Origin of the sequence: Flavobacterium chungbukense, from assembly GCF_020805785.1 — a bacterium.
Classification (GTDB): Bacteria; Bacteroidota; Bacteroidia; order Flavobacteriales; family Flavobacteriaceae; genus Flavobacterium; species Flavobacterium chungbukense.
Genome location: NZ_JAJGZV010000003.1, coordinates 122,193 through 146,926 on the forward strand (window position 1 = coordinate 122,193; position 24,734 = coordinate 146,926).

At 33.7% G+C, this 24,734-nt stretch carries 22 protein-coding genes; 15 read left to right on the top strand and 7 right to left on the bottom strand.

The window, feature by feature from the left end:
- Window positions 1-717 precede the first annotated feature (717 nt).
- From LL966_RS10810 to LL966_RS10825, 4 genes are read left to right on the top strand one after another with little or no spacing between them, the layout of a single operon-like run.
- Entirely contained in the window at window positions 718-1,638 is a 921-nt protein-coding gene (locus LL966_RS10810; protein ID WP_229353096.1) for a DUF4625 domain-containing protein, read from the top strand.
- A 16-nt stretch (window positions 1,639-1,654) separates the two neighbouring features.
- A complete protein-coding gene (locus tag LL966_RS10815) occupies window positions 1,655-2,122 on the top strand; it encodes a DUF4625 domain-containing protein (protein WP_229353098.1) in 468 nt (155 codons plus the stop codon).
- Between the two features lie 10 nt (window positions 2,123-2,132).
- On the top strand, window positions 2,133-4,340 hold the full coding sequence (locus tag LL966_RS10820; protein ID WP_229353100.1) for a TonB-dependent receptor: 2,208 nt from the start codon (window positions 2,133-2,135) through the stop codon (window positions 4,338-4,340).
- Between the two features lie 50 nt (window positions 4,341-4,390).
- Window positions 4,391-5,611, top strand: coding sequence for a hypothetical protein (locus tag LL966_RS10825; protein WP_229353101.1), 1,221 nt, complete (start codon window positions 4,391-4,393; stop codon window positions 5,609-5,611).
- A gap of 86 nt (window positions 5,612-5,697) precedes the next feature.
- Here the strand turns inward: LL966_RS10825 and LL966_RS10830 are convergent, their stop codons facing one another.
- From LL966_RS10830 to LL966_RS10840, 3 genes are all read right to left on the bottom strand, one after another.
- Complete coding sequence (locus LL966_RS10830; RefSeq protein ID WP_229353103.1) at window positions 5,698-6,171, bottom strand: SgcJ/EcaC family oxidoreductase; 474 nt, start codon at window positions 6,169-6,171, stop codon at window positions 5,698-5,700.
- Between the two features lie 125 nt (window positions 6,172-6,296).
- Entirely contained in the window at window positions 6,297-6,875 is a 579-nt protein-coding gene (locus LL966_RS10835) for a DUF4082 domain-containing protein (protein ID WP_229353104.1), read from the bottom strand.
- A 71-nt stretch (window positions 6,876-6,946) separates the two neighbouring features.
- The gene (locus LL966_RS10840) at window positions 6,947-7,483 is read right to left on the bottom strand and encodes a hypothetical protein (RefSeq protein ID WP_229353106.1); all 537 of its coding nucleotides are present in this window, start codon (window positions 7,481-7,483) and stop codon (window positions 6,947-6,949) included.
- 219 nt (window positions 7,484-7,702) lie between these two features.
- On the opposite strand from LL966_RS10840, the gene LL966_RS10845 reads away from it, so the two are divergent.
- Together LL966_RS10845 and LL966_RS10850 are read left to right on the top strand one after the other, a co-directional pair.
- Window positions 7,703-8,407 (top strand): LytR/AlgR family response regulator transcription factor, encoded by a 705-nt coding sequence (locus LL966_RS10845; RefSeq protein ID WP_229353107.1) that lies wholly within the window; start codon window positions 7,703-7,705, stop codon window positions 8,405-8,407.
- Entirely contained in the window at window positions 8,404-10,479 is a 2,076-nt protein-coding gene (locus LL966_RS10850) for a tetratricopeptide repeat-containing sensor histidine kinase (protein WP_229353108.1), read from the top strand. Before LL966_RS10845 ends, LL966_RS10850 begins: the two co-directional genes overlap by 4 nt.
- Window positions 10,480-10,717: 238 nt before the next feature.
- Here the strand turns inward: LL966_RS10850 and trxA are convergent, their stop codons facing one another.
- A complete protein-coding gene (gene trxA, locus LL966_RS10855) occupies window positions 10,718-11,035 on the bottom strand; it encodes a thioredoxin (protein ID WP_008466289.1) in 318 nt (105 codons plus the stop codon).
- A 244-nt stretch (window positions 11,036-11,279) separates the two neighbouring features.
- On the opposite strand from trxA, the gene LL966_RS10860 reads away from it, so the two are divergent.
- From LL966_RS10860 to LL966_RS10870, 3 genes are all read left to right on the top strand, one after another.
- Window positions 11,280-13,754: an AsmA family protein gene (locus LL966_RS10860; RefSeq protein ID WP_229353110.1), complete on the top strand. Its 2,475-nt coding sequence runs from the start codon at window positions 11,280-11,282 to the stop codon at window positions 13,752-13,754.
- A gap of 171 nt (window positions 13,755-13,925) precedes the next feature.
- Window positions 13,926-14,678 (top strand): HNH endonuclease, encoded by a 753-nt coding sequence (locus tag LL966_RS10865; RefSeq protein ID WP_229353112.1) that lies wholly within the window; start codon window positions 13,926-13,928, stop codon window positions 14,676-14,678.
- A gap of 140 nt (window positions 14,679-14,818) precedes the next feature.
- Window positions 14,819-15,133 (top strand): HPF/RaiA family ribosome-associated protein, encoded by a 315-nt coding sequence (locus LL966_RS10870; RefSeq protein WP_229353113.1) that lies wholly within the window; start codon window positions 14,819-14,821, stop codon window positions 15,131-15,133.
- Window positions 15,134-15,288: 155 nt separating this feature from the next.
- Here LL966_RS10870 and LL966_RS10875 read toward each other — a convergent pair whose 3' ends face one another.
- Complete coding sequence (locus tag LL966_RS10875; protein WP_229353115.1) at window positions 15,289-15,936, bottom strand: hypothetical protein; 648 nt, start codon at window positions 15,934-15,936, stop codon at window positions 15,289-15,291.
- A gap of 244 nt (window positions 15,937-16,180) precedes the next feature.
- Between LL966_RS10875 and LL966_RS10880 the strand changes: the two genes are divergently transcribed.
- The 5 genes from LL966_RS10880 (at window position 16,181) to LL966_RS10900 (ending at window position 20,333) form a co-directional block, all read left to right on the top strand.
- The gene (locus LL966_RS10880) at window positions 16,181-16,669 is read left to right on the top strand and encodes a nuclear transport factor 2 family protein (RefSeq protein ID WP_229353117.1); all 489 of its coding nucleotides are present in this window, start codon (window positions 16,181-16,183) and stop codon (window positions 16,667-16,669) included.
- Between the two features lie 260 nt (window positions 16,670-16,929).
- Window positions 16,930-18,312 (top strand): ammonium transporter, encoded by a 1,383-nt coding sequence (locus LL966_RS10885; protein ID WP_229353119.1) that lies wholly within the window; start codon window positions 16,930-16,932, stop codon window positions 18,310-18,312.
- Between the two features lie 170 nt (window positions 18,313-18,482).
- Window positions 18,483-19,160, top strand: a complete 678-nt coding sequence (gene trmB, locus LL966_RS10890) for a tRNA (guanosine(46)-N7)-methyltransferase TrmB (RefSeq protein ID WP_229353120.1) — start codon at window positions 18,483-18,485, stop codon at window positions 19,158-19,160.
- 41 nt (window positions 19,161-19,201) lie between these two features.
- The gene (locus tag LL966_RS10895; RefSeq protein ID WP_229353122.1) at window positions 19,202-19,840 is read left to right on the top strand and encodes a LysE family transporter; all 639 of its coding nucleotides are present in this window, start codon (window positions 19,202-19,204) and stop codon (window positions 19,838-19,840) included.
- A 166-nt stretch (window positions 19,841-20,006) separates the two neighbouring features.
- Entirely contained in the window at window positions 20,007-20,333 is a 327-nt protein-coding gene (locus LL966_RS10900; RefSeq protein ID WP_229353124.1) for an MGMT family protein, read from the top strand.
- Between the two features lie 182 nt (window positions 20,334-20,515).
- Here LL966_RS10900 and LL966_RS10905 read toward each other — a convergent pair whose 3' ends face one another.
- Entirely contained in the window at window positions 20,516-21,841 is a 1,326-nt protein-coding gene (locus LL966_RS10905; protein ID WP_229353126.1) for a sensor histidine kinase, read from the bottom strand.
- 79 nt (window positions 21,842-21,920) lie between these two features.
- Window positions 21,921-23,282, bottom strand: coding sequence for a sigma-54-dependent transcriptional regulator (locus LL966_RS10910; RefSeq protein WP_229353128.1), 1,362 nt, complete (start codon window positions 23,280-23,282; stop codon window positions 21,921-21,923).
- A 158-nt stretch (window positions 23,283-23,440) separates the two neighbouring features.
- Between LL966_RS10910 and LL966_RS10915 the strand changes: the two genes are divergently transcribed.
- Complete coding sequence (locus LL966_RS10915; protein ID WP_229353129.1) at window positions 23,441-24,679, top strand: efflux RND transporter periplasmic adaptor subunit; 1,239 nt, start codon at window positions 23,441-23,443, stop codon at window positions 24,677-24,679.
- The last annotated feature ends 55 nt before the right edge of the window (window positions 24,680-24,734 follow it).

Genomic DNA, 24,734 nt, shown 5'->3' on the forward strand with positions numbered 1-24,734 from the left:
AGATACTCATTCGACAAAGGAGAAACTAGAATTTTCTGTTTCTGAAAAACCGCAATTTAAAGCCAAACTACATTCGTTTCATAAATGTTCGATTTGCGATTTTAAGTTCAGTGCTCTTGGAACATTTGAATTTACTGTTTTTCAGTTTTTCAAGAATAATCCTGTTGTAAAACACATTAGTTTTTACAGCAAACCGAATTTTGCATTTTTTAAGGGCTCACTATTTTCTCTTCGAGCACCGCCTTTTACACTTTAGTCTTTTTTGTGTATTGATTTGTCTTGGCAATTCGATTGCTTATTTGTTTTAATGATTGCAAAATCTTGAAACAACAAACCGCTATTTATTCACTTTTAAGTATTTAATACAAAATATTGATATTGATATTGATATTGATATTGATTATTGAAATAGCTTTTTCTACACAAAAAACCTCAACATTTTATCGATCAACGCATTCAGAACTAAATCCTTATTCAAGTTTCTAGTTATTGCTATGCTGTTTGACTAGAGAAAAGATATATGTCACCTCTCTGAGGCTTTTGCATACGTCACAAATTCTTTTCTATAAATATTTTCGTCCCGCTGGAACTTACTCAAAATGACAAATCTATTTCTACCAGTATTTCGTCCCTGTTGGACTTACAAACATTGCTGCAACAGAACTTATTGATAACCCAAATATCCCTTATAAAATGATCAAAATCAAATCAGAAAAAATGAAAACAACAAAACTCATTCTGGCTTCGTTTTTTGCTGCAATTGCTTTTTCAAGCTGCAGCAATGACGATTCGGAAAAAGAACAGGCAATTCCAACTATTGACAAAATAGAACTCGGTCTTGGCAATAATGAAACAGCAACTATTGGTGCCGATTTTCATTTTAATGCCGAAATCACAGCCGCTGATAAAATTAAAAATGTACAGGTAAAAATTGTGCAAAAAAGCAGCGAAACCTACTCAAAAGTCTGGTCGCATGAAATTACATGGACACAATATGCCGACGCAAAAAATGCAACCGTACACAAACATTTTGATATACCTGAAGATGCTGCAGAAGGGAAATACGACTTTATCATCATCGTAAACGATCAAAACGGAAGTACATTGGAAGTGAAGAAAAACCTAACGATTTATAAATTAGAAAATATTCCAGTAAATCCAGTGGTTTCGGTATTTACGGTTTTTATAAATGATGCTTTTATGTATCGAAAAGGCAAATTTTCTAATGCTGATGCCAAATTTAAGAACAACGATATTTTCAGTTCTCAGGTAACTCTTGAAGGTGTAAAAGGCGATGGAATTATGTATTTGCTTTTGATTAATAAAAACACGAAACACAATCCAGAAAGTGTGGATCAAATTGATTTCAGCAAAGTGATTGTTTATGATGTTTTCGAACATAAAAACGTGGCAGATGCTAGTCAATTTTCTAACATTCCGTGGGACGGCACAAAGTTTTTGAGAGAAACGCCAAAACTTACTATTGGTGCATCAAAAGACAATAATATTCCTGTTCCGCAAGATTTAGTTGCTAACAAATCATGGGCAACTGGCAATTATACTTTCTTGGTTTTGTATAAAAATACGACGTACAACATCAACTTTTCGCAGTCACTTGAGCTTCCATTTTCACTTTAATTAAAAACAACAAAGAATGAAAAATTTAAAGTTTCTCCTAGGCATTTTTACAATTGCTTTTATAACATCTTGCTCCAGCGATAATGCAGAAATCGACACCGAATATCCTGTAATTGACATCACACAAAATGCTTTTCCGATTCAATGTAGTACAATCGAGCGCGGTCAAACTATCACTTTTAAAGCCATTTTTAATGATAATGTCGCGCTTGGTTCTTACAGCCTTGATATTCATCACAATTTCGATCATCACACACACAGTACAGAAGTAGCGAGCTGTGAAATGGAAGCAGTAAAAAAGCCTGTAAAACCAATGCTTTTCATCAACAATTACACCATTCCAAACGGTGTAAAAAGTTACGAAGCAACGGCACAAATCAGCATTCCTGCTGACGTTGATCCTGGAGATTACCATTTTATGATCCGCTTGACGGATAAAGAAGGCTGGCAGACGCTTAAAGGTTTAAGTATTAAAATTTTATAAGATCAGATTAATGAAGAATGCCCTATCCATTTATTGGAAATATTGTTTTTTACTCATTAGCGTATTGATTTCAGCGGAAGCTGTTTCTCAAAATAAGCCATCAGAAAAAAAACCAGAAATCAAAGAACTTAATGAAGTTTTAGTGAACGGAAATTCTACCGAAAAACGCAAAAAAGAAGAATCGGTAAATGTTGAAACGGTAAACAACAGTTTCATTCAGCGTAATCTCGGCGGAAGCCTAATGCAATCTTTACAGAAATTGCCAGGCGTTAAAACTATTTCGATTGGTTCGGGAGGTTCAAAACCACTTATTCGTGGTTTGAGTTTCAATCAGGTTATTGTGGTCGAAAACGGTTTGAAACACGAAGGCCAGCAATGGGGCGCGGATCACGGATTAGAAATCGATCAATATGCTGTTAATAGGGTAGAAATTATAAAAGGCCCTTCTTCATTTATTTACGGATCTGATGCTGTGGGCGGTGCGGTAAATATTAAACCTTTGCCGCTTCCTTCTCAAAACACTTTTGGTGGAAGCGTAGATCTTACCGGAAAAAGCAACAATGCGCAATTTGGAAGTTCTTTTAATTTATTTGGAAGAAACGAAAATTGGTTCTTTGATTCCCGAGTAACCAGAATGGATTACGGCGATTATCGCGTTCCGACCGATGTGGTTCATGTGTATAGTTACGCTGTTCCATTATACAAAAATCATTTACGAAATACGGCAGGACGAGAACTTGATTTCCACTTGAGTACAGGCTATTCCCAAGAACATTTTAAATCGGTTTTCTATTTCAGTAATGTGCATACCAAAAGCGGTTTTTTTGCGAATGCGCACGGACTCGAACCCCGAAATGTAGATCTCGAATTACACGACAAATCAAGTCGTGATATTTTGATGCCGTATCAGCAAGTCAATCATTTAAAGGTTAGTAATACGACTTCTTTTCAATTCGGAAATCATGCTTTTGAGACGCAGATTGGTTTTCAGAATAATTTTAGAAGAGAATATAGTCATTATGTCAATCACGGTTATATGCCTCCAATTTATCCGGAAGAGATGTACGCTCCGCAAGATTTGGAACGTCAATATGATAAAGATGTTTGGTCGTTTTCTGCTAAAGACGAATTTAGAATTCAAAATCATCAAATTACGGTTGGTTCTAATGTAGTTTTTCAGCAAAACGAAATTGGCGGATGGAGTTTTTTAATTCCCGCTTTTTCACAATTTAATGCAGGTTTATTTGCTTATGACAAAATCGAACTGAACGAAAAATGGTTTTTAAACGGCGCTATTCGTTACGATTACGGAAAAATTAAAATGAAATCGTATTACGATTGGTTTCAAAGTCCAGTTTCTGAAAACAATCAGACGGAATTGGAATATTTACAGCGTTCTCAAGATTTGACTAAAACCTTTGACAGTTTTACGTGGTCAATTGGCGCAAATTATAATCCGGGGAAACTTTCGCTGAAAGCCAATTTGGGTTCGAGTTTTAGAATGCCGATTGCCAAAGAACTCGCTTCAAACGGAGTAAATTATCATTATTTCAGATTCGAAAAAGGGAATCCGAATTTAAATGCAGAACGTTCCTATCAATTGGATTTAGGAATGGAATGGAAAACACAGAACTGGACTTTTCAATTTACTCCGTTTGCCAATTATTTCCCGAATTTCATTTATCTGAATCCAACCTCAGCTCATGATATTTATTATGGAGCAGGAAATCAGGTTTTTGAATACGAACAAAGTAAAGTCTTTCGCTATGGCGCAGAATTGCAGACGAGATACTATTTCCTAAAATCTTTAAGTGCAGAAATCGGTGCCGAATATCTTTATTCTGAACAAAAATCAGGAAGCAAAAAAGGGTATACGCTTCCGTTTTCGCCTCCGCCTTCTGTTTTGTTCGGATTGAATTATGAACCACAAATATCTTTTTTAAAAGAACCCTATTTTTCTGTTGATTATCGTTTTACGGCACAGCAAAATAATATCGTTCCGCCTGAGAAAAAAACAGCTGAAAGTCATGTATTCAATCTGGCTTTTGGTTCAAAAGTAAAAACAGGAAAACAGGATATCAGCATCAATATTCAGATCCAGAATTTATTTAATACTAAATATTTAAATCACACCAGCTTTTATCGACTTATCGAACTTCCGGAAGCGGGAAGAAATATTATTGTTTCTATGAAAATTCCGTTTTCGTTTTCGCGATAAGTCCAACATTCAAAAATCAATTATTTACAAATTTTTAATCCTTTATTACAATGAAAAACAATTTTTACAAAGTGCTATTTTTATTCACATTATCGCTTTTTGCGGTCTCGTGCAGCAACGACGATGACAATCATGACGATCACGATCACGACCATGATGCTGAAGAACATACTTACGTTAGAATTTTACTTTCTGACGAAAAAACTACCGAGTTAACGCTTTTTGATCCGTCAGAGAATAAAATAAGTTCTTTTACGGCTAAATTTCCAAAGTCTTCTTTGTACACAACAGAATCGGGTCGTTTCGCAGGAATTATTCACAGAGACAATAATTTAATCGAAACTTTTGACAGCGGACTAGAATTACATGGAGATCATATTGATGTTGATGATGTGCCGAAATTTGGTTTCTTAAGTGGAACTGCTCAAAAACCAACGCATTTTAAAAGTAAAATTGGTGAAGTACTTACTTTTAATGACGGAGATGGAACGCTTTCTGTTGGTAAAGAATCTGAAATTAATAAAGCTGGATCAACTTTTAAAACTATAAATGCAGGTTTATTGGCGCATCACGGTGCAATGGCAACTTTTACAAACGGAACTTATGCGATTACTGTAAAAGATAATTCGGTGACAGGAACACTTCCTGAAAAAGTAAAAATTATTGACAACACCGGAAAAACGCTATTCGATGCTAAAATTGCAACAAAAGGAATTCACGGAAATGCTTCAGATGGTGTTTATGCCGTTTTCGGTTCTGCAAGCGGAATCTTGGTTGTGGAAAGCAACGGAAACCAAAAATTAATCAATCATCCAGACGATTTTGGAACAGCTTGGTTTGGAAGTATTTTAGAAACGGCTTCGGCTGGAAAATTTATTGGTTACACTGCAGCAAAAGGCGCTTATTTAATTGATGTTGTTGCGGGTACAGTAAAACCAATTATTGCGAACACTACAATTATGCAATGCAAAGTAAGTTACGATCATAAAAAACTGGCTGTTCTTTTGCATTCAGGAGATTTCAAAATTTTCAACATCAGTAGTCAGCAAGTAGAGAAAGAAATTAAAGCAACTTCTGCTACTGCAACAGACGCAACATTAAAACCTCAAATGGCGGTTACAGAAAAATTTGCTTACATTACTTCGCCAACAACAGGAGAATTATTGCAGGTTAATCTTTCTTCATCAGAAATTAAAAAAACAAAAGTTTCTGCTACGCCTTATATGATTACCGTTATTGGGTATGAAAATAGTGAAAGCCACAGCCACTAGTTAATTTTTGAAGCTTAGATTTATAAAAGAAGACCTTACAGATTTAAAAATCTGTAAGGTCTTTTGTTTTTAAAACTTTCTAGATATTATTTTGGTGGTGCGCTGAGCTGCGTTACCTGCATGCTGACAATTTTCCAAACCGCATTGTTTTTTTCAAAAACCGCCGTAATAAATTTACTGTTGACGGTTCCTTTTTTAACAATTCCGCCTGGAACTGCATAATCTTCTTTCGCCGTCAAGGTTTCCTTAATATGTGCAACCGCTGCATTTTCAGATAAAAATTTAGAATCAATCCAATCCAATTTTACCGTTGTGGGTTTTATACAGCAGTCGTTTATATGAGAAAACTGCGTGATTATTTCTTCTTTCCCTTTCCAGTACATTCCTAAAAAATTGATTAAAACAGCATCTTCACTAAATGCTTCCGAAAAAGATTTCATGTCATTTTTATTCCAATCTACTTCTTGCTTCTTGATAATTTTTTGCAACACTTCATCTTTATTTTGAGCGAAACCAATTGTGGCACTGCACACGAAGACAAACAGATATAATGCTTTCATTTTCAATAATTTAAATTTATTAATATCAAATATACTATTATTTTTCTGAAATTATGATTTAAAAAAAGGCTTGACTAAAGCCAAACCTTTTCCACTAACTAATTCAAAGCTATCCAAAAAAAGAATTATTCAGTTTGTTGAAAATCAAAGCTTAAATCTCCTGCATTGTAATTTGCCGAAACATTGGTTGGGAAAATTTGTGCAGTTCCAGAAATCCATCTGTATTCGTTGAATGTGATGTTTCCGGCAACTATAGGATACGTTACATTCGAATTATCAGCTTTGTTCTTTTTGTACCAATCATTTGAGTTCATGGTAATCATATATTTTTTGTCTTTATCTAAAATCAATTCACTAATTTCTTTAGCAACCTGAACATCAGCTGTAGCAACATTTAAGGTTTCAGAACGCAATACAGATTTCGCCGTATAGTCCCAAATCGTGACACGCACAGATGGGTTTGTCGCTGGGAGTTTTAAAGTAATGGCTTTAATTTTCCCTTTTACAGTTGGCGTAAATACTAATCCGAATTCGTAATCTCCAGAATTAATAAAATTAGATACTGTTGTAAAACCTGTTGCAGTGTAATAAGCTTCTAGCGGATTTTCAGTTTTATATGTTGGTTTATCGTCTTTATCGCTACTGCAAGAAATTGCTAAAATGGCAGTCAATAAAATGGCAAAAATGGTTTTAAACTTTTTCATGATATAAAATTTTAATAGTTTTTATTTGGTTGAAATTGGTTGAAATTGGTTGAAATTGGTTGTTTTAGAAATTAAGGTTGAATATTTAAACGTGCACAAACTTCTTCATAACTCATTTTAGAATAATCCAGTTTAGCTGTTTTTGCAGTTGCCTGAACACCGCCTGGAATCAAAATATATCTCCAGCTAAGCGATGTCGGAAGAGATACGGTCGTACCGTCATTAGCATGTTTAAAGCGAAAAAGTTTTATTTTCTGGGTACTTGAAATAGCAGTGATTGTATTCGCAAATCCACCCGCTGTTGATGTATAAGGCAATTGATAAACGGTGCCGCTAAAAGACATATATACTAATACGGTTCCTTTTGCCAAAATATCTGCTGATAGTTGTGGAGCATTAATCGTTGTAGATAATCCTGAAGTTCCGTCTATAGTTTCTGCAACTGCTGTTGGAGCTGTAATCCAAGCGCTATAAATAACATTTGCCGTTCCTGCTGCTCCTGGTGCACCGTCGACTCCATCCGTTCCGTTAGCTCCATCATCACCGCTGCATGAAATGGTACTAATTGCAAGTAAAAAAATTGAAAAAAGGGCTTTAAAAGTTTTCATAATAATTCTAGTCTTTAAAAAATTGGTCAAATGGTTCTTATTTAATTCAATAACATTATTTTTGCAACTATCAGTAAGGCAGTTTCTTTCCTTGTGATTTAATTACATGACAAAGTTGTCGGAATAAATTCTGGCAAAAAATCGCTAATAGACGAACAGCATTTTAAATAGACAGACAACCGTTTTTATGCTTTTTATATTTGAAAAAATCAATTTTGGATGAAAAAATACAGTTGTATTATAATTGATGATGATGAAATAGACAGACTTACGGCAGTTTCGTATGCCAAAAAATTTCCTGTTTTAGATATTCTGGGCGTTTTTGAATCAGCTGAGGATGCTGTTCCTTTTTTAGAAAAAGAAAAAATCGACATTCTTTTTTTAGATATTGATATGCCAGGTTTAAACGGAATCGAATTTAGAAAGCAAGCTTTAGATGTTCCGGTCTGTGTTTTTATAACCGCACATCCTGAACATGCGGTAGAAAGTTTTCAGATCGAGACGTTAGATTTTATTGTAAAACCCTTGAAATTGGATCGTTTTACCCAAACCGTAAATCGTATCGAGGAATTTATGGAGATCAAACTCAAAGCTTCTTTATTTGAAGCGAGTATTGGCGGCGATACGATTTATATAAAAGAAGGACACGAACAAACGAAAGTAAAACTGCACGAAATTTTATATTTAGAAGCTTTAAAAGATTATACTTTGGTCGTAACAGACCGTAAGAGGCATTGCGTACTTTCGAGTATTGGAAATTTATTAAAAGAAGATCATTTTCAGTCCTTTGTGCGCATTCACAGAAGTTTTGCCGTGCAGAAACAATATGTTCAAAAAATCAATTCGAGTGAAATTATCTTGAATAATAACGCTGTAATTCCGATTGGAAGAAGCTACAAAGACAACTTAAATCTAATTGCATGAGAAGTGTAAAGTTCTTGTTGTTATTACTTTTAAGTTTTAATGCTTTTGCACAGCAAGAACCTAATTTAGCGCGTTATAATTCTACAAAAGAAAAACTTAAAGTCTGGCTAAAATATACCAATACGCTTTTAGACGCCGAAGATTATGCCAAACTTTTAACGGCTTCAGAAAAAGGAATTTCTATTTCTAAAAATCACAATGCGTATTTAAGTCGGTTTTATATCCAGAAAGGATTGGCGTTTGAATTCAGCAATAATCAATATCAAAAAGCTTTAGAAAACTATGAAAAAGCATGGAAATTTGCTCGAAAAGCCAAGCATCTAAAAAATGAAACTACTATTTTGATGCGCCTTAATTATGTGTATTATTCAGTTCAAGATACGGCAAAGGGCAAGTCTTTGGCGAAATATATTAAACAAGTCGTTGACACCACAAAAAGCAATTATACCAAAGCTGTTTTAAACGGAAGTTTGGCCGAATACCATCAAAATAATGCTGAATATGAAACTTTTATTGGTTATCAATTAAAGGCCATTTCGTACAAAAAATTACTCAAAAAAGACAAAGCCAACTTAGAAAATATAGGAATATCTTATCTTCAAATTGGAAGTGCTTACACCAAAATGAAGCAGTTCAAAAAGGCAATCGAGTATTTTAACGAAGCCAAACCGTATGTAAAAAAATCTCCGTACGTCAACGCTTTTTTATGCAATTATTATCTTCACAGCTATGTTGCATTAAAAGAAAAAGACAGTATTCGTAAATATTACAATCTAGTATATACATATCCAACCAAAAAAGATTCTCTTTTTATCAATTTGAGTTTTGCGAATAGAAGTATGTCTGAGCATTTTGCAGACGAAGGAAAAATAAATCAAGCTTATGTTTTTGCCCAAAAAACTGTTTTATATGCGCAAAAATCAAATGATCCAGATATTTTAATGGAAGCCAATACCATTTACGGAAAGGTTTTAAATGAAAAAGGCGAACATAAAAAGGCCATCGAAGTATTAAAAAAAGCATCTGAAAAGGCTTTAAAATATGACAAAGAATCTTTTGTGATCATTAACAAAAAACTTTCTGAAAGTTATGCCGCGCTCGGACAATGGAAAGAAGCGTATTATTATAACGAAATCTACAGCAAAAACAATGACGAAATGATGGCACAGTCTGCTAAACAAAGTATTGCAAATGCAGAAGCCCGATATCAAAACAAAACCAAACAGCAAAAAATCAAATATCTTTCGACCGAAAACACCATCAAAAACATCCAAATTGAAGACGCCAAAATACAGCGTATTTTTTTAATTTCTGGAATTGCTTTGGTTTGCATTATCGGATTGTTGTTGATGAAGCAAAGCCAAAACAGAAAAAAAACCAATTTGAAACTTCAGGCTTTAAACCAAGAATTGGACGAAGCCAATAAAATTAAAGCGCGATTTTTTAGTATTTTAAATCATGATTTGAGAAGTCCCGTTTCGAATCTGATTCATTTTCTGCATCTTCAAAAAGAAAATCCAGAGTTGATTGACGAAGAAACGGCAATCCGAATGCAGCATAAAATTACAACTGGAGCCGAAAATTTATTGTCTTCTATGGAAGATATTCTGCTTTGGAGCAAAGGACAAATGGAGAATTTTAAACCTCAATTTAGAAAAACCGAAATTGGAGTTTTATTTGAAGAAACAAAAAAGCATTTTTCGAGTATAGAAAATATCGAAATTGTTTTTGAAAATCCTGAAAATATCATTTTAGAAACAGACGAAAACTATCTAAAAACCGTCATTAGAAATCTTACTGGAAATGCAATAAAAGCTTTAGGCAAAACTCCAAATGCCAAAATTGTGTGGAAAGCGTGGCAGGAAAATCAGAAAAATTATCTTTCCATCACCGACAATGGTCCAGGTGGAACTCAAGAAAAATTTAAAGCGCTATACGACGAATCTCATGTTATAGGAATCAAATCTGGTTTAGGATTGCATCTAATTCGTGATTTGGCGACAGCAATTAATTGTAAAATTAAAGTCTGTTCAACACCAGAAGTTGGAACTACTTTTACTATAATTTTTTAAACACATAAAATCATAGCTTTTCCTTACGCGTAAAGGCGTTTTACTTGTTTAAGTAAACATAATTTCTAGTGTCTAAATATACCGTTAAACATTCTATGTTTGTTTTAAATAAATGAAATGCCTTTTATTAAGCTTACAAAATCTATGATTCTATGTGTTTAAAAACTAATCTCATTTTATTCCAATAAAAAAGGCTTGACTTTCGCCAAACCTTTTTTATATCAATCGTAATCTGAGATTACAATAAAGCGTCTAAGCTATCTGCGTAGGCTTGTTTCGGAGCTACTCCTACTTGTTTTCCTACTACTTCACCATTTTGAAACACCAAAACGGTTGGTATGTTACGCACACCGTATTTTGCAGCAAATTCTTGGTTAGCATCTACATCTACTTTACCAACAACTACTTTACCAGCGTACTCTTCGCTCAATTGGTCAATGATTGGACCAACCATTCTACAAGGACCACACCATGCTGCCCAAAAATCTACCATTACTGGTTTATCTGATTTCAAAACTACTTCATCAAAAGTAGCATCTGTTATTGCTAATGCCATAATATATTAAGATTAAAATTATGTTTGAATGTTTAACTTTCAAACTACAGTACAAATTTAAAAATTTAAAACAAATCAAACACGATTACTAAATTAGTTTTCATTATAAATGTATTGTCATTAATTATCAACTGTATAGAGTGCTTTTAATAACTCAATTTACAACATATTCAATTGAAAACCAAACCAATAAAATGTTAATATTTTTTGTAGTATCTTTAATACTCCAAAGATTTAATTTAAAATGCAGCAAACTTTACTTCAAATAAAGAACTTTCTTAAATCTGATCCTTCTAAAAAATACGCCAAACGTTTTGGATTTTTTATTCTAGGATTAGTAGCCTTACTGCTGCTTGCCTGCGGTGCATTGTCTGTATATTTCAATCAGAATAAAGCCGAAATTATTGCAAAAGTCAATCATAAAATCAATGAAAATATAAATGGAAAATTTCATGTAACCGATTTCCATTATAAGTTTTTAACTGGTTTTCCAAACTTCACTTTGGCCTTAAATGATGTAGAAATAAAAGACAATCAATGGCCAAGTCACAAGCATACTTTGTTGAAAGCCAAAGAAATTGAGGCGCGTTTAAATATTTGGAGTTTACTGCAAAAGGAAATCAATATTCATAAAATCTTAATCAATGATGCTCAGATTTACATTTACAAAGCAGAGAACGGTTACTCGAATGTAAATATCTTTAAACCCAAAAAAAAGAAACCTAAAACCAGCACAGAAAAACCAGAAACGACCATCGACGAAGTAAACCTCAACAATGTTCACGTAATTATTGACAATCATTTGGGACATAAATTGTTTGATTTTGATGTTGCTTCTTTAGATTCAAAAGTCGATTATGACGATGAGAATTGGCAGACGAATCTGTATTTGAAAACCAAAATAAACAGTTTGGCATTTAATACCGTTCATGGAAGTTTTGCGAAAGAAAAAGTACTCGAAGGCAATTTTGATATTTCGTATTCCGAAGCTTCTCAAAAGATTGACATTAAAACCCAGAAACTTAAAATTGGTTCTGATGCTTTTGATATTACCGCTTTTTTTAATATCGGAAAAACCAATTCTCTTTTCGGAATCAATATCGGAACGGATATTTTATGGCGAAATGCCTCTAATTTATTATCTGGAAATATCAGTTCGAAATTGAATCAATTTGATTTGAAAAAACCGATTAAGGTAAATTGTGATATTAAAGGTGATTTGAATGCAGAAGGCGATCCGAAAATTGTGGTGCAAGCCGATATTCGAAATAATGAACTTACAATTCCTGATGGTTTGTTTACCAATTGCAGTTTCAAAGGTATTTTTACGAATAATTTTAAACCCGAAAAAGGTTTTAATGATCCGAACTCGGCAATCGTTTTGACACATTTTAAAGCCGAATACGAAACCATTCCGCTCACGATTTCACAAGCCGTTATTGATAATCTCGAAAAACCAATTGCCACCGGAATTGTAAATGCAGATTTTGATGTTTCAAAATTAAACGGAATGACAAATGAAAAAATACTGCATTTTGAAAGCGGACATGCCAAAGCTAATTTAAGATTTCAGTTTGATATTGTCGATTTGTATATCAACAAACCACGTTTTACTGGCGAAGTAGATATTTCTGATGCTACATTTGATTATGTTCCGAAGAATCTTCATGCCGAAAAAACCGCTGTACAATTATCATTTACAGAACAAGCACTTTACATCAAAAAAATTGCTTACAAACACAAAAAGAACATCATCCGCATTGACGGAAAAATAGATAATTTCTTAAATTTGTATTACGATGCACCCGAAAAAATGGTGGTAAATTGGAATATTTATTGCCCGTATATTGACGTAAAACAATTTTTAGGTGTTTTAAAGAATTCGCCAGCTCAAAAAGCGGCTCAGAAAAAAACAGTTAAAAAGAATAATGTCAATTTTACAAATCAGCTGAAATCGGTAATTGAGAAATGTACCGCTGTAATCAATCTCAAAGCCGATAAAATTACTTACGGTTCGCTTACGGCAACCAATACCAAAGCAACTTTGCAAATGCTGAATTCGAAATTACTGCTCAAAAACGGAACGCTGCAAACTTCTGGCGGAAGCATTGCGTTTAACGGTGCTATTTTACCAAGCGGAAACCAATATATTTTTAGTTCGACGGCGCAGGTAAACCGAGTAGATATTGCGAGTTTTTTAAGATCTTTCAACAATTTCGGAATCCGATCTTTCAGTCCAAAAAACATCAAAGGACGATTGAGCAGCAACGCCAATGTTACCGGTTTAATGAGCAGTAATGGCGATTTGATTGTCAATTCGATGCGAGGAAAACTAGATTTTAATGTCAACCAAGGCGCTTTACTCGACTTTGAACCGATTATGAAAGTCGGCAAATTTGCTTTTCCGTTTCGCGATGTAGAGAATATTACTTTCAGCGATTTATCAGGTTCGCTCAATCTTCGCGGCGAACAAATAGACATTAATAAATTAACCATTAGTTCCAGCGTATTAAACTTCGACATAGACGGAATTTACTCTTTCGGTCGAGGCACAAATCTCGCGCTTACTGTTCCGCTTCGAAATTCTAAAAACGACGCCAATCTGGCGACTAAAGAAGAACGTAAAGCTGTTAGAGAGCGTGGCATTGTGCTGCATTTAATTGCTTATGATAATGAGGGGAAGATTAAGGTTAAGTGGGGGAAGAGGGATAAGGAGTAGTAAAAATTTTTCTTTTTTGTCATTCCGAAGAACGAGGAATCACAGACGGGATTCTACAAAGATTTGCTATTTTGTTTGCAGAGTTTCTAGTGTGATTCCTCGTTCCTCGGAATGACAAACTAGACTTAAATATTTATTCTTTACATTTACTGAAGAACAAATTATCCGAAAATGCCACAACCTCAACCAACACGCAGACTATGGACGCGTGAAGAATTAATCGTTGCTTTCAACTTATACCTCACAATTGAATATGGAAAAATTCATGATCAAAATCCTGAGGTAATTCAGTTAGGTAAACTTATAGATAGAACACCTGGTTCAATTTCTATGAGATTAGCAAATTTTGCAAGTATTGATCCTTTTCATAAACAAAGAGGAGTAAAAGGATTAGAAAATGGCAGAAAACAAGTGCAACCTATTTGGAATGAATTTATCAATAATAAGGAAGAACTACTATTTCGAAGTGAAGAAATTATAGCTGAAAAAGAAAACACTTCTGTTAATGATAAATATAAAGACATTCTTAATGATTTAAAAGATCTTAAGGGAGAAACTGTAGTTCGAGAAGTAAAAACTAGGGTGAATCAATGTGTTTTTAGAAAAATAGTTTTAGCAAATTATTCAAACAAATGTGCAGTCACAGGAATTGATATTCCAGAATTATTATTTGCTAGTCATATAGTTCCTTGGTCTGCAAATGAAAAATATCGATTAGAACCTGAAAACGGAATTTGTTTTTCTGCACTTTATGACAAAGCTTTTGATAAGGGATTAATTGGAATTAATATTGATCATAAAATCATATTTTCAGATTCGTTTAAAAAGAAAAAAACAGCGAATACTTTCAAAAATATTTTGCTTCAATTGAAAATCAAGAAATCCTTAAAGCTCAAAAATATTTGCCAAGAAAAGAATTTCTAGAACATCATTTAGATACAATTTTCAACAAAAACACAATATTATAATCTCCCCAAAATATTTTCATAATATTTCCTTAACTCACTTGTCTTTTCCCTTTAAAATAAATAAGTTTGAGAATGAATCATTAAATATTATCCGTTATGAAAGTACAAATCAACACCGACAAAAACATTGAAGGCAGCGCAAGATTAGAAAGTTATTTTTCTGGAGAAATAGAAAAGAGCTTAGATCGTTTTGAAGATAAAATTACCCGTGTAGAAGTTCACTTTGGAGATGAAAATGGGGAAAAATTCAGCTTGCATGACAAAAAATGTGTGATTGAAGTCCGTCCTGTAAAATTACAACCTGTAACCGTTATAGAACACGCCGAAACGCTTGAAAAAGCTTTTAGTGGTGCATTGGCTAAAGTCAAAAAATCGTTGACGACCACTTTCGAAAAAATAAAAGCACATTAATTTTTTTACCATATAAGAGATATAAGTTCATTTTGAATTTACATCTTAAAAAAAGCGAAGCCGTAAAGTAATACTTTACGGCTTTCTTTATATATGATCAGAAGTGAAAATCTTAAATTCCCTTATATTACTTATATGGTTTATTTGCCCAAAGTTTATGATTTCGGCAATGGCGCTCCTACCGCAATATCACAACGATGGCCTGGTTTTCCGTGTGGTGGGTTCATACCGTCAGCCACTGTCGCTTCTGTACCCTCTGTACTTAACAAAGCAGGAACTGCATTTGATGTTGGCGGAGGAGTAACTGTAAAACTCTGAGAAGTTGATCCGCTTTGTGCGTTTGCTGCTGTAGTTTTTGCTACTGGAGAATTTAAAGGCGCTCCAACGGCAATATCGCAACGATGCCCCGGTTGTCCGTGAGGCGGATTCATTCCTTTTGCTGTTTTAACTGGAGTTGTAGTTGTTGTTACCACTTGCTGCTGACCTTGATTAACTTGTACCGTCTGTGGCGCGGCGTTTCCTTGTGCTGGTGCTGAGTTTAAAGGTGCTCCAACCGCAATATCGCAACGATGCCCTGGTTGTCCGTGCGCCGGATTCAAACCTTTACTGTCGCCTAAAACTGTATTTTGATTGGCTGCCGTATTTTGAACCACTGGCGGCGCTGTTTTCATAGTATCTTTTGCAAGCCCTAACCTAACTAATTCTGAATTTGCAGTGCTTTCCTGAGGTTCTAATTCTTTTTTACAGGAAACAAATAGTAGTGAAGTTATAGCTAGTGAACTTAAAAGTATTTTTGCATTCATTGGGGAGGTATTTTAAAATCTCTCAAATATAAATGTTTTTTAGGGATTAAATAACATAAGGAATGTTAATGATAATTAAAGACAGGATTTTTAAATTCTATATTTCTTTATTTCACGCAGATTTGCAGATTTAGGCAAATCTTAGCAGATATTTTTTTAATTAAAATCTGCTCAAATCTGCAAATCTGCGTGAAACCTTAAAATCTCAAAAAATTTATACCTTTAAACTCAAATACTATATCTCATGAAAAAAACAATTTTACTTCTTTTACTCGTTGCTTCTTTTGCAAATGCACAAACCGACAAAAACAAAATCAATCAGACTTTAGATGCTTGGCACAAAGCGGCTGCCGATGTAAAATTTGACGCGTATTTTAATGCATTAAATACTGATGCGATTTACATCGGAACAGATGCAACAGAAAATTGGACCAAAAAAGAGTTTCAAGTTTGGGCAAAACCTTATTTTGATAAAAAAACGACATGGAACTTTAAAGCTTTAGAGCGTCACATCTTTTTTGATAGATCAGGAAAAATAGCTTGGTTTGATGAATTATTGGATACTCAAATGAAAATTTGCCGCGGTTCTGGAGTTTTGGTAAAAGTGGGCAACGAATGGAAAATTCAGCATTACGTTTTGTCAATGACCATTCCGAACGATGAAGTAGATGCAATTACTAAAATAAAAGCACCAATTGAGGACGCTCTCATTGCGAAGCTTCAAAAAAAATAAACATTTTTCTATTATATTCTTATAATCCTAACTTTTAGAGCCGTTTACAGACTTAGATATCAATTTTATTATAACATATTTAGCAAAAACGGCTTCTTTTAGAATATGAAAAATAAAATACTCTCAAAAAAACAGGACTAATTTTAAAAAATCAACCAAAATAAAAACACAACCTCTAATTTAACAGCCTTCAAAACAAGAATCTTTATTTTTTTTTAACTTTGACCCCAAAAAAAATAGGGTTAAACAAGTATTTTAAAATGAAAATAGAAAAACGCTGGATTATTTCCTTTATTATGATCAGTGTCGTCTGCACAATCGGTGCATTTTGGCCAACAGTAACAGAAAATAGTTATGTTTTATCAGAATTTGGAACTACAGATCATATTGTTCCTGCCGATGTTGCTTGGATGCTTACTTCAAGTTGTCTGGTTTTAATCATGACACCGGGATTATCTTTCTTTTATGGTGGAATGGTAGGCAAAAAGAATGTAATTTCTACTATGCTTCAAAGTTTTATTTGCTTGGGTGTAGTAACACTTTTATGGGTTACAGTTGCTTTTAGTTTGGCTTTTGGTGATCCGGTTGGTTTTGGTTCTGGAGAGCATTTTTATAGCTTCTTCGGAAATCCAACTACTTTTGCCTTTATGGATTATGTAGGCGTTCTGCCTCATAAACAATTGGCAAACACGATTCCGTTTATGCTTTTTGCTTTGTTTCAAATGAAATTTGCTATCATTTGCCCTGCAATTATTACGGGCTCGTTTGCAGAACGTGTTCGTTTTATCTCTTATTTAGTATTCATAAGTTTATTTACAATATTCATTTATGCTCCTTTGTGTCATGCCGTTTGGTATCCTACTGGAGTTTTAGGAAGTTACTTTGGAGTAAAAGATTTTGCAGGAGGAACTGTAGTCCACATGAGTTCTGGTTTTGCAGCATTGGCCGGAGTTATTGTTTTAGGAAAAAGAAAAAACAGTCAGCATATTCCAACCAATATTCCTTTTGTATTATTAGGAACTGGAATGCTTTGGTTTGGATGGTTTGGATTTAACGCTGGTTCTGCACTTGCTGCTAACGGAACGGCCGCAATGGCTTTTGCAACAACCACAACTTCATCTGCTGCTGCCATGTTAACTTGGATTTTCTTTGATAGAATGAACGGCAGAAAAGTGTCTGCACTTGGTGCTTGTATCGGAGCCGTTGTAGGTTTGGTTGCTATTACGCCAGCCGCAGGATTTGTTTCGGTGCCAGAAAGTATGTTTTTTGGTTTTGTAACCGCTTTAGTTTCAAATACTGCTGTAAATTGTAAATATTCAAAAAGATTTGATGATACGCTTGACGTTTTTGCCTGCCACGGCGTTGGTGGAATTATGGGAATGATTCTAACTGCTATTTTTGCTCATGGTGAAAATGCAAGTCTATTACACGGCGGATGGAGTGTTTTCGGACACCACATGATGGCTTTGGTTTTAGTTTCTGTATTTACTTTCTTCGGAGCATATTTCTTATTCAAAGTAACCAACTTCATTATTCCGTTAAGAGTTTCTGAAGAATCAGAGCACATCGGATTGGATTTATCTCAACACGATGAATCTCTTGATCCAAAAGCACAACCCATTACTGAACCTCATTACGGTTAAAAAATATTTTTTTCAGCCACGAATTACACTAATTTTCACTAATTTTTTCTGCCATGCAGTTAAATTGATTCGTGAGAATTCGTTTAATTCGTGGCTAAAAAAATTTAAACTTCACTTACGCCTTATCCATTCGTTTATATTCCTTAATTTTGCGGAAAATTTTTGTAAAAGTGGGAAGTAAAAATAAACTAAAAAGATTCAGAGAAAACGAAACATTTCAAAACGTTTTTCAACCAACAAGAGAAGAAGTTGTAGGCGACTTAATGCCTTTAAAAGGAAAATGGAATTCTGATTTCTTTAAAAATGATAATCCATTAGTTTTAGAATTAGGATGTGGAAAGGGTGAATATTCTGTTGGATTAGCTGAAAAATACCCAGACAAAAATTTTATTGGAATCGACATTAAAGGTGCGCGTTTTTGGCGTGGTGCTAAAACTGCTGTTGAAGACGGTCTTCACAATGTTGCTTTTGTTCGAACTCAAATCGAATTGATCAATCACATTTTTGCTGAAAATGAAGTAGACGAAATCTGGATTACTTTCCCAGATCCGCAGATCAAATACAAGAGAACAAAACACAGAATGACCAATTCTGAATTCTTGAAATTGTACAAAAAAATCCTGAAAAAAGACGGTGTCGTAAATCTAAAAACCGACAGCGAATTTATGCATGGGTATACTTTAGGTTTACTTCACGGAGAAGGTCACGAAGTTTTATATGCCAATCATAATGTGTACAAAAATGAAGGAAGTCCAGAAGTGGTGACTTCTATTCAGACATTTTATGAGAAACAATATTTAGAAATTAACAAGGCAATTACGTATATTCGTTTTAAAATCAAGGATTAATCTTAATTTTAAAACTTTTATTTAACCGATTTAATTACTGAATGGTATATCTTGCTCCATTACTTTCGGGCTTTATCGCCGCCGCAATTGGGATTATTCCACCAGGATTAATCAACATGACAGCAGCCAAAATAAATCTGAAAGAAGGAAAAAAGAATGCCTTATGGTTTGTAATCGGTGCCATTTTTGTTATTTTTCTTCAAGTCTATGTTGCGGTCTTATTTGCGCGCGTAATAGACAATCGACCAGATGTAATAACTTTAATGCGCGAAATTGGTTTTGTAATTTTCTCTATTTTAACGATTTACTTTTTGTTTATTGCTAAAGAGCCTAAAAGTAAAAAGAAATCAAAAATTAAAAAAAGCAGTAAGAAGAGCCGTTTCTTTCTCGGAATGCTACTTTCTGGTCTAAACTTTTTTCCGATTCCTTATTATGTAGTCGTAAGTGTGACTTTAGCTTCGTACAACCTTTTTGTATTTGAAAATACAGTTATTTTTACTTTCGTTTTAGGTTCTGTTTTGGGCTCATTTGCAGTTTTATACAGTTATATCGCTTTCTTTGGAAGAATTGAAAAGAAGACTGATTACATCATGCGAAACATGAATACGATAATCGGAAGCATTACTGGTTTAGTTGCTCTTGTAACGCTTTTTAATATCTTGAATTATTATTTCGGATAATTTTATAGCCGCAGATTAAAAGGATTATTTTCTTTGTGGCAAATATTTTTCACGCAGATTTTGCAGATTTAAACAGATCTAAAAAAGATTTTTAATTTAATTTTATCTGCTTAAATCTGCGTGAAAATTTCATTAGTAAAATTGCTTTATTCTTTTTTTATCTATTATGGCTGAGGAAAATTTTTTCGAAAGAGTTTATGCGGTTGCAAGGCAGATTCCATACGGAAAAGTAACTTCTTATGGAGCAATTGCAAAAGCTTTGGGAACAGCTCGTTCTGCAAGAATGGTGGGCTGGGCAATGAATGCTTCTCATAATATGGATGATGTTCCAGCGCATAGAGTTGTCAATCAAAAAGGGCTTTTGACCGGAAAACATCATTTTGAAGGAACGAATCTAATGCAACAGCTTTTAGAAAACGAAGGTATTAAAGTGGTAAACAATCAGATTGTAGATTTAGAAAAACACTTTTGGAAACCTGAGGTTGAATTTTAGTTTTTTACCATATAAGTTATATATTTTCATTTTAAGTATTCTAAATAATTTACTTTACAATTTAATCTCGCAAAGACGCGAAGTTGCAAAGAAAAATAAATAAACTTTGCGACTTCGCGTCTTTGCTAGAGATTTATGTGCTATCTTTAATATTAACTTAATAACTTATATGGTAAAAACTTTTAAATAAGGCAAATCACAAAACTCGTTTGATCTTCATCAGTCTGATAACTTAAATAACCTCCATGCGCTTCGATAATATTTTTAGAAAGCGTTAATCCGATTCCTGCTCCATCTTTTCTAGTGGTGAAAAAAGGCAAGAAAACTTTATCTCGAATTTCAGGATCTACCCCTTTTCCGTTATCTGAAATCACAATAAAAAAACGTCCATTTTCCGTATAACTTGAAATAATCAGTTTTTTATTTTCTTTCTCTTTTAAAGCATGAATACTATTGGTAATCAAATTAATGATTACTTGTTCCATTTGGTTTTTATCAATAAGAATCGAGCGTGAACTATGAATTTCGTTAATCAATTCAATTCCTTCTCCTTTCAAAATCGGACTCATAATACGAAGACAATCTTCAAACAAAGCATTAATTGGCGTCATTTGTTTGTTTGGAGTCGGCAACATGGCCAGCTTTCGATAATTCTCTACAAAAAATTGTAAATGATCACTTCTGTTGATTATAGTCGAAATACTATTTTTAATATCCTCAAAATCATCTTCTTCTAATTGTTCCTGATCTACAATATGAAGCAAATTTTGAGAAAGCGCACGAATCGGCGTTAAAGAATTCATCAATTCATGCGAAATAATTTTCATTAAATTAATCCATGCTTCTTTTTCTTTTTTCTCAATAACTCTCTGAATACTATCCAACAAAATAATAAAATATTCCTTATTGTAGGTTTGTGTATGTGAAGTTTGAAGCATAAAAGTCTGCAAATCCTGCTCTTCAATTCTAATTGAAATAGCCGTTTTAACTTCAGCAAAATCAAGATTTTCAATTTCTTCGCAAAGTCCGGGAATGTAGTTTTTAAGGTATTTCCAATCACTCACTTTTGGCACTTTAAATAAATCCGAAAAACAGTCATTCATGATAAAAATAGACCAAGTATCCTTTTCTTTTTCTAAAATCAGAGCCGCTGTGTCAATGCTGTTCAATATCGAACTATATATTAGTTCTTTGGAAGTTTGCTCCTGTTTCTGCACTTTTAAAGTATCGTATAAACGATACAAGCTATTAAAATTGTCTTTTTGATTTTCTTCTGGAAAGTGAGCAGAAAAATCGTTGTGCAAAATGGAATTTATCATTTTATCATAAAACAGCAATTGATTTTTGACAAAAAAATACATTTCAAAAAGGAAAATCAAAACAAAAGCGGCAACCAAAATGGCATTGTATTCAAAGCCTTTATAAAACAATAAAGCACTGCAAAGAAAAAGCGACATGACAAACACCACTCTTACAAACAAAGCATTATAAAACTTCCAATTCTTCATTGTTTATTTTTTTCTTGCCACAGATTTGAATAAAAATCCTTTTGAATCATTTAATCTGTGGCAACATTATCATTTGATTTTAATTCTTCAAATCGTATTTCTCAATTCTGCGGTACAAAGCGGCACGTGACAAACCCAATTCTTCGGCAGTTTTACTGATATTTCCATTGTGTTTGAACAATGCTTTTTCAATGGCGCTTTTTTCCATTTCAGACAAAGGATTTTCGTCATTTTCCTGAATTTCTTCAAAATCTAAAATGTCTAAATCAAGAACCGAAATCGTGTTGTTTTCTGCTAAAATTAAAGCGCGTTCAATTTTGTTTTCCATTTCGCGAACATTTCCTTTCCATGGATATTTTTCAAGATAAGGAGCCACATTATTATCAAAATGCCATCCCGAGGCTTCGGGATCCTGATTGTATTTTTCAGCAATCTGTTCCAAAATAAAGTTTGCCATCGGAACAATATCGTCCTTTCTTTCGCGTAAAGAGGGCAGGTTAATTTCCATTGTATTAATTCGATACAATAAATCTTCTCGAAAGATTTTATTTTTTACTTCCGTTTTAATGTCGCTGTTTGTAGCCGCAATAACGCGAACGTTCAGAGGTCTTGGTTTGCTTTCTCCTAAACGCGTTACGGTTTTGGTTTGCAAAACATGCAATAATTTAGCTTGAAGATGCAGCGGAATATTTCCGATTTCATCTAAAAAAATAGTTCCGTTTGATGCATTTTCAAAACGCCCTGGAGTATCGATTTTAGCATCTGTAAAAGCTCCTTTTGCGTAACCAAAAAGTTCGCTTTCGAAAAGATTATCACTTAATGAACCCAAATCGACATGCACAAAAGGCTGATTTTTTCTTTCAGAATGTTTATGAATATATTCAGCAAAAACATACTTTCCTGTTCCATTTTCGCCCAAAATCAGAACATTTGCATCAGTTCTGGCTACTTTTTCGGCTATTGCATAAGCTTGTTTTATTTTGGCTGAAGTGCCTACAAAATATCTTTTTTCGTTTTTATCTTCTTCAGCAACTGCTTTCTTGCTGTTTTTTCTGCTTTCTACAACTGCTTTTTCAATAATTTCGAGAAGTTTCTCATTATGCCAGGGCTTTAAAACATAATCAAAAGCGCCTATTTTTATGCCTTCAACTGCCGTTTCAATTTTACCAAAGGCCGTCATTAAGATTACAATTGTATTTGGAGAAAGTGTTTTAATTTCTTTCAGCCAATGAATTCCTTCACGTCCGTCTTCAAAACCAATTCGGTAATTCATATCTAAAAGCACCACATTTATTTCATTTTCACTTAAAATTGAAATGATTTTTTTGGGACTGCTAGTTGTAAAAATCGTTTCAAAATGCTTTTTGAGAATCATTTTTGCCGAAAAAAGAATTTCTTCCTGATCGTCAACAACTAATATTTGGGCTTGCTTTTTTCTCATGAGGTCTTTTTTTGTTCGCTTTCGAACGGTCAACTGTTCATTATCGAACACTACTTTTTTATAGTGGTCTTGAAAGCTTCTTTAAAATCAATACTTTACAAATAATAAATTTACTGGCACAATATTTACCTATTGATTATCAGTAAAATATTAAAAAAATGGACAAGATAATTCCTCGTAAAAATAAAAAAATTAGATATCTCACAATAGCAATTGCTGTTTTTTTAGTTTTGGTTGTTATCGTTGCTTTTGCTTTCAATTCAAAAAGAACTTTAAATGTAAAAGCGAACGAATTGGTAATCCAAAAAGCAGAAAAAGCCTTTTTTGAAGATTTTGTAGTTTTTCAGGCAAAAGTTGAGCCATTAAATGTTATGCTGGTAAATGTTACGGAAGGCGGCTCTGTAAAAGAAATTTTTGTAGAAAATGGCGCAATGGTAACCAAAGGACAATCATTAGCGCGTTTGTACAATCCGAATACAGAGCTGAATTACTTAACCCAAGAAACGGCTATTATTGAGCAAATCAATAACTTAAATACAGGGAAATTGAACATCAGAAATCAAGAATTAAACTTGACCAAAGATTTAGTTTTAATTGAACACGATTATAACGACGCTAAGCGATTATACGACATGAATGCGAAACTTTACGAGAAAGATGTAATTTCTAAAAATGACTGGAACACTTTTAAGGAAAGTCTTCGTTTTCAGGAAGAACGAAAAAGAACGATTCAGCAAAGTGTTCAAAAAGAAAAACAAAGCAATCAAGTTCAAATTGGTCAAATTAACCGCTCCATTCAAACCATGGAAAAAAGTTTGGATATTCTGAGAAATAACAAAAAGAACTTCTTAATTACGGCGCCAGAAACAGGAAGGTTAACTTCTTTTGAACCAGTTTTAGGAAAAAGTTTTCAGGCTGGAGCCAGCATCGGAAAAATTGATTCTAACAAAGGCTACAAATTGGCTGCTGAAGTTGATGAATTTTACTTAGAAAAAATCAGAGAAGGTTTAAAAGGTCAAGTTGAATTTAAAGGAAAAAATCTTGAAGTAATTGTTACTAAAGTAATTCCAGAAGTTAAAAGTGGCCGTTTTACAGTAGAACTGGCTTTCGTTTCTAAAGAAAACATTGTATTGCAAGACGGACTTAGTTTTGGTGTAAAACTGATTTTATCTGAAAAAAATAAAACTTTAGTAATACCAAGAGGAGCTTTCAACCAAGAAGCTGCGGGCAAGTGGATTTTTGTAGTAAAGGGAAATAAAGCAGAAAGAAGAAACATCAAATTAGGACGCGAAAATCCTTCTTATTATGAAATCCTAGAAGGCTTAAAAGAAGGCGAATCGGTAATTACTTCTTCTTATTCTGATTATAAAGATATTGAAGAGCTTTCGCTTGAATAATTAGTTTTCAGTCGCAGTCAAAGTTTTCATACAATTCACAATTATAAAATCATCG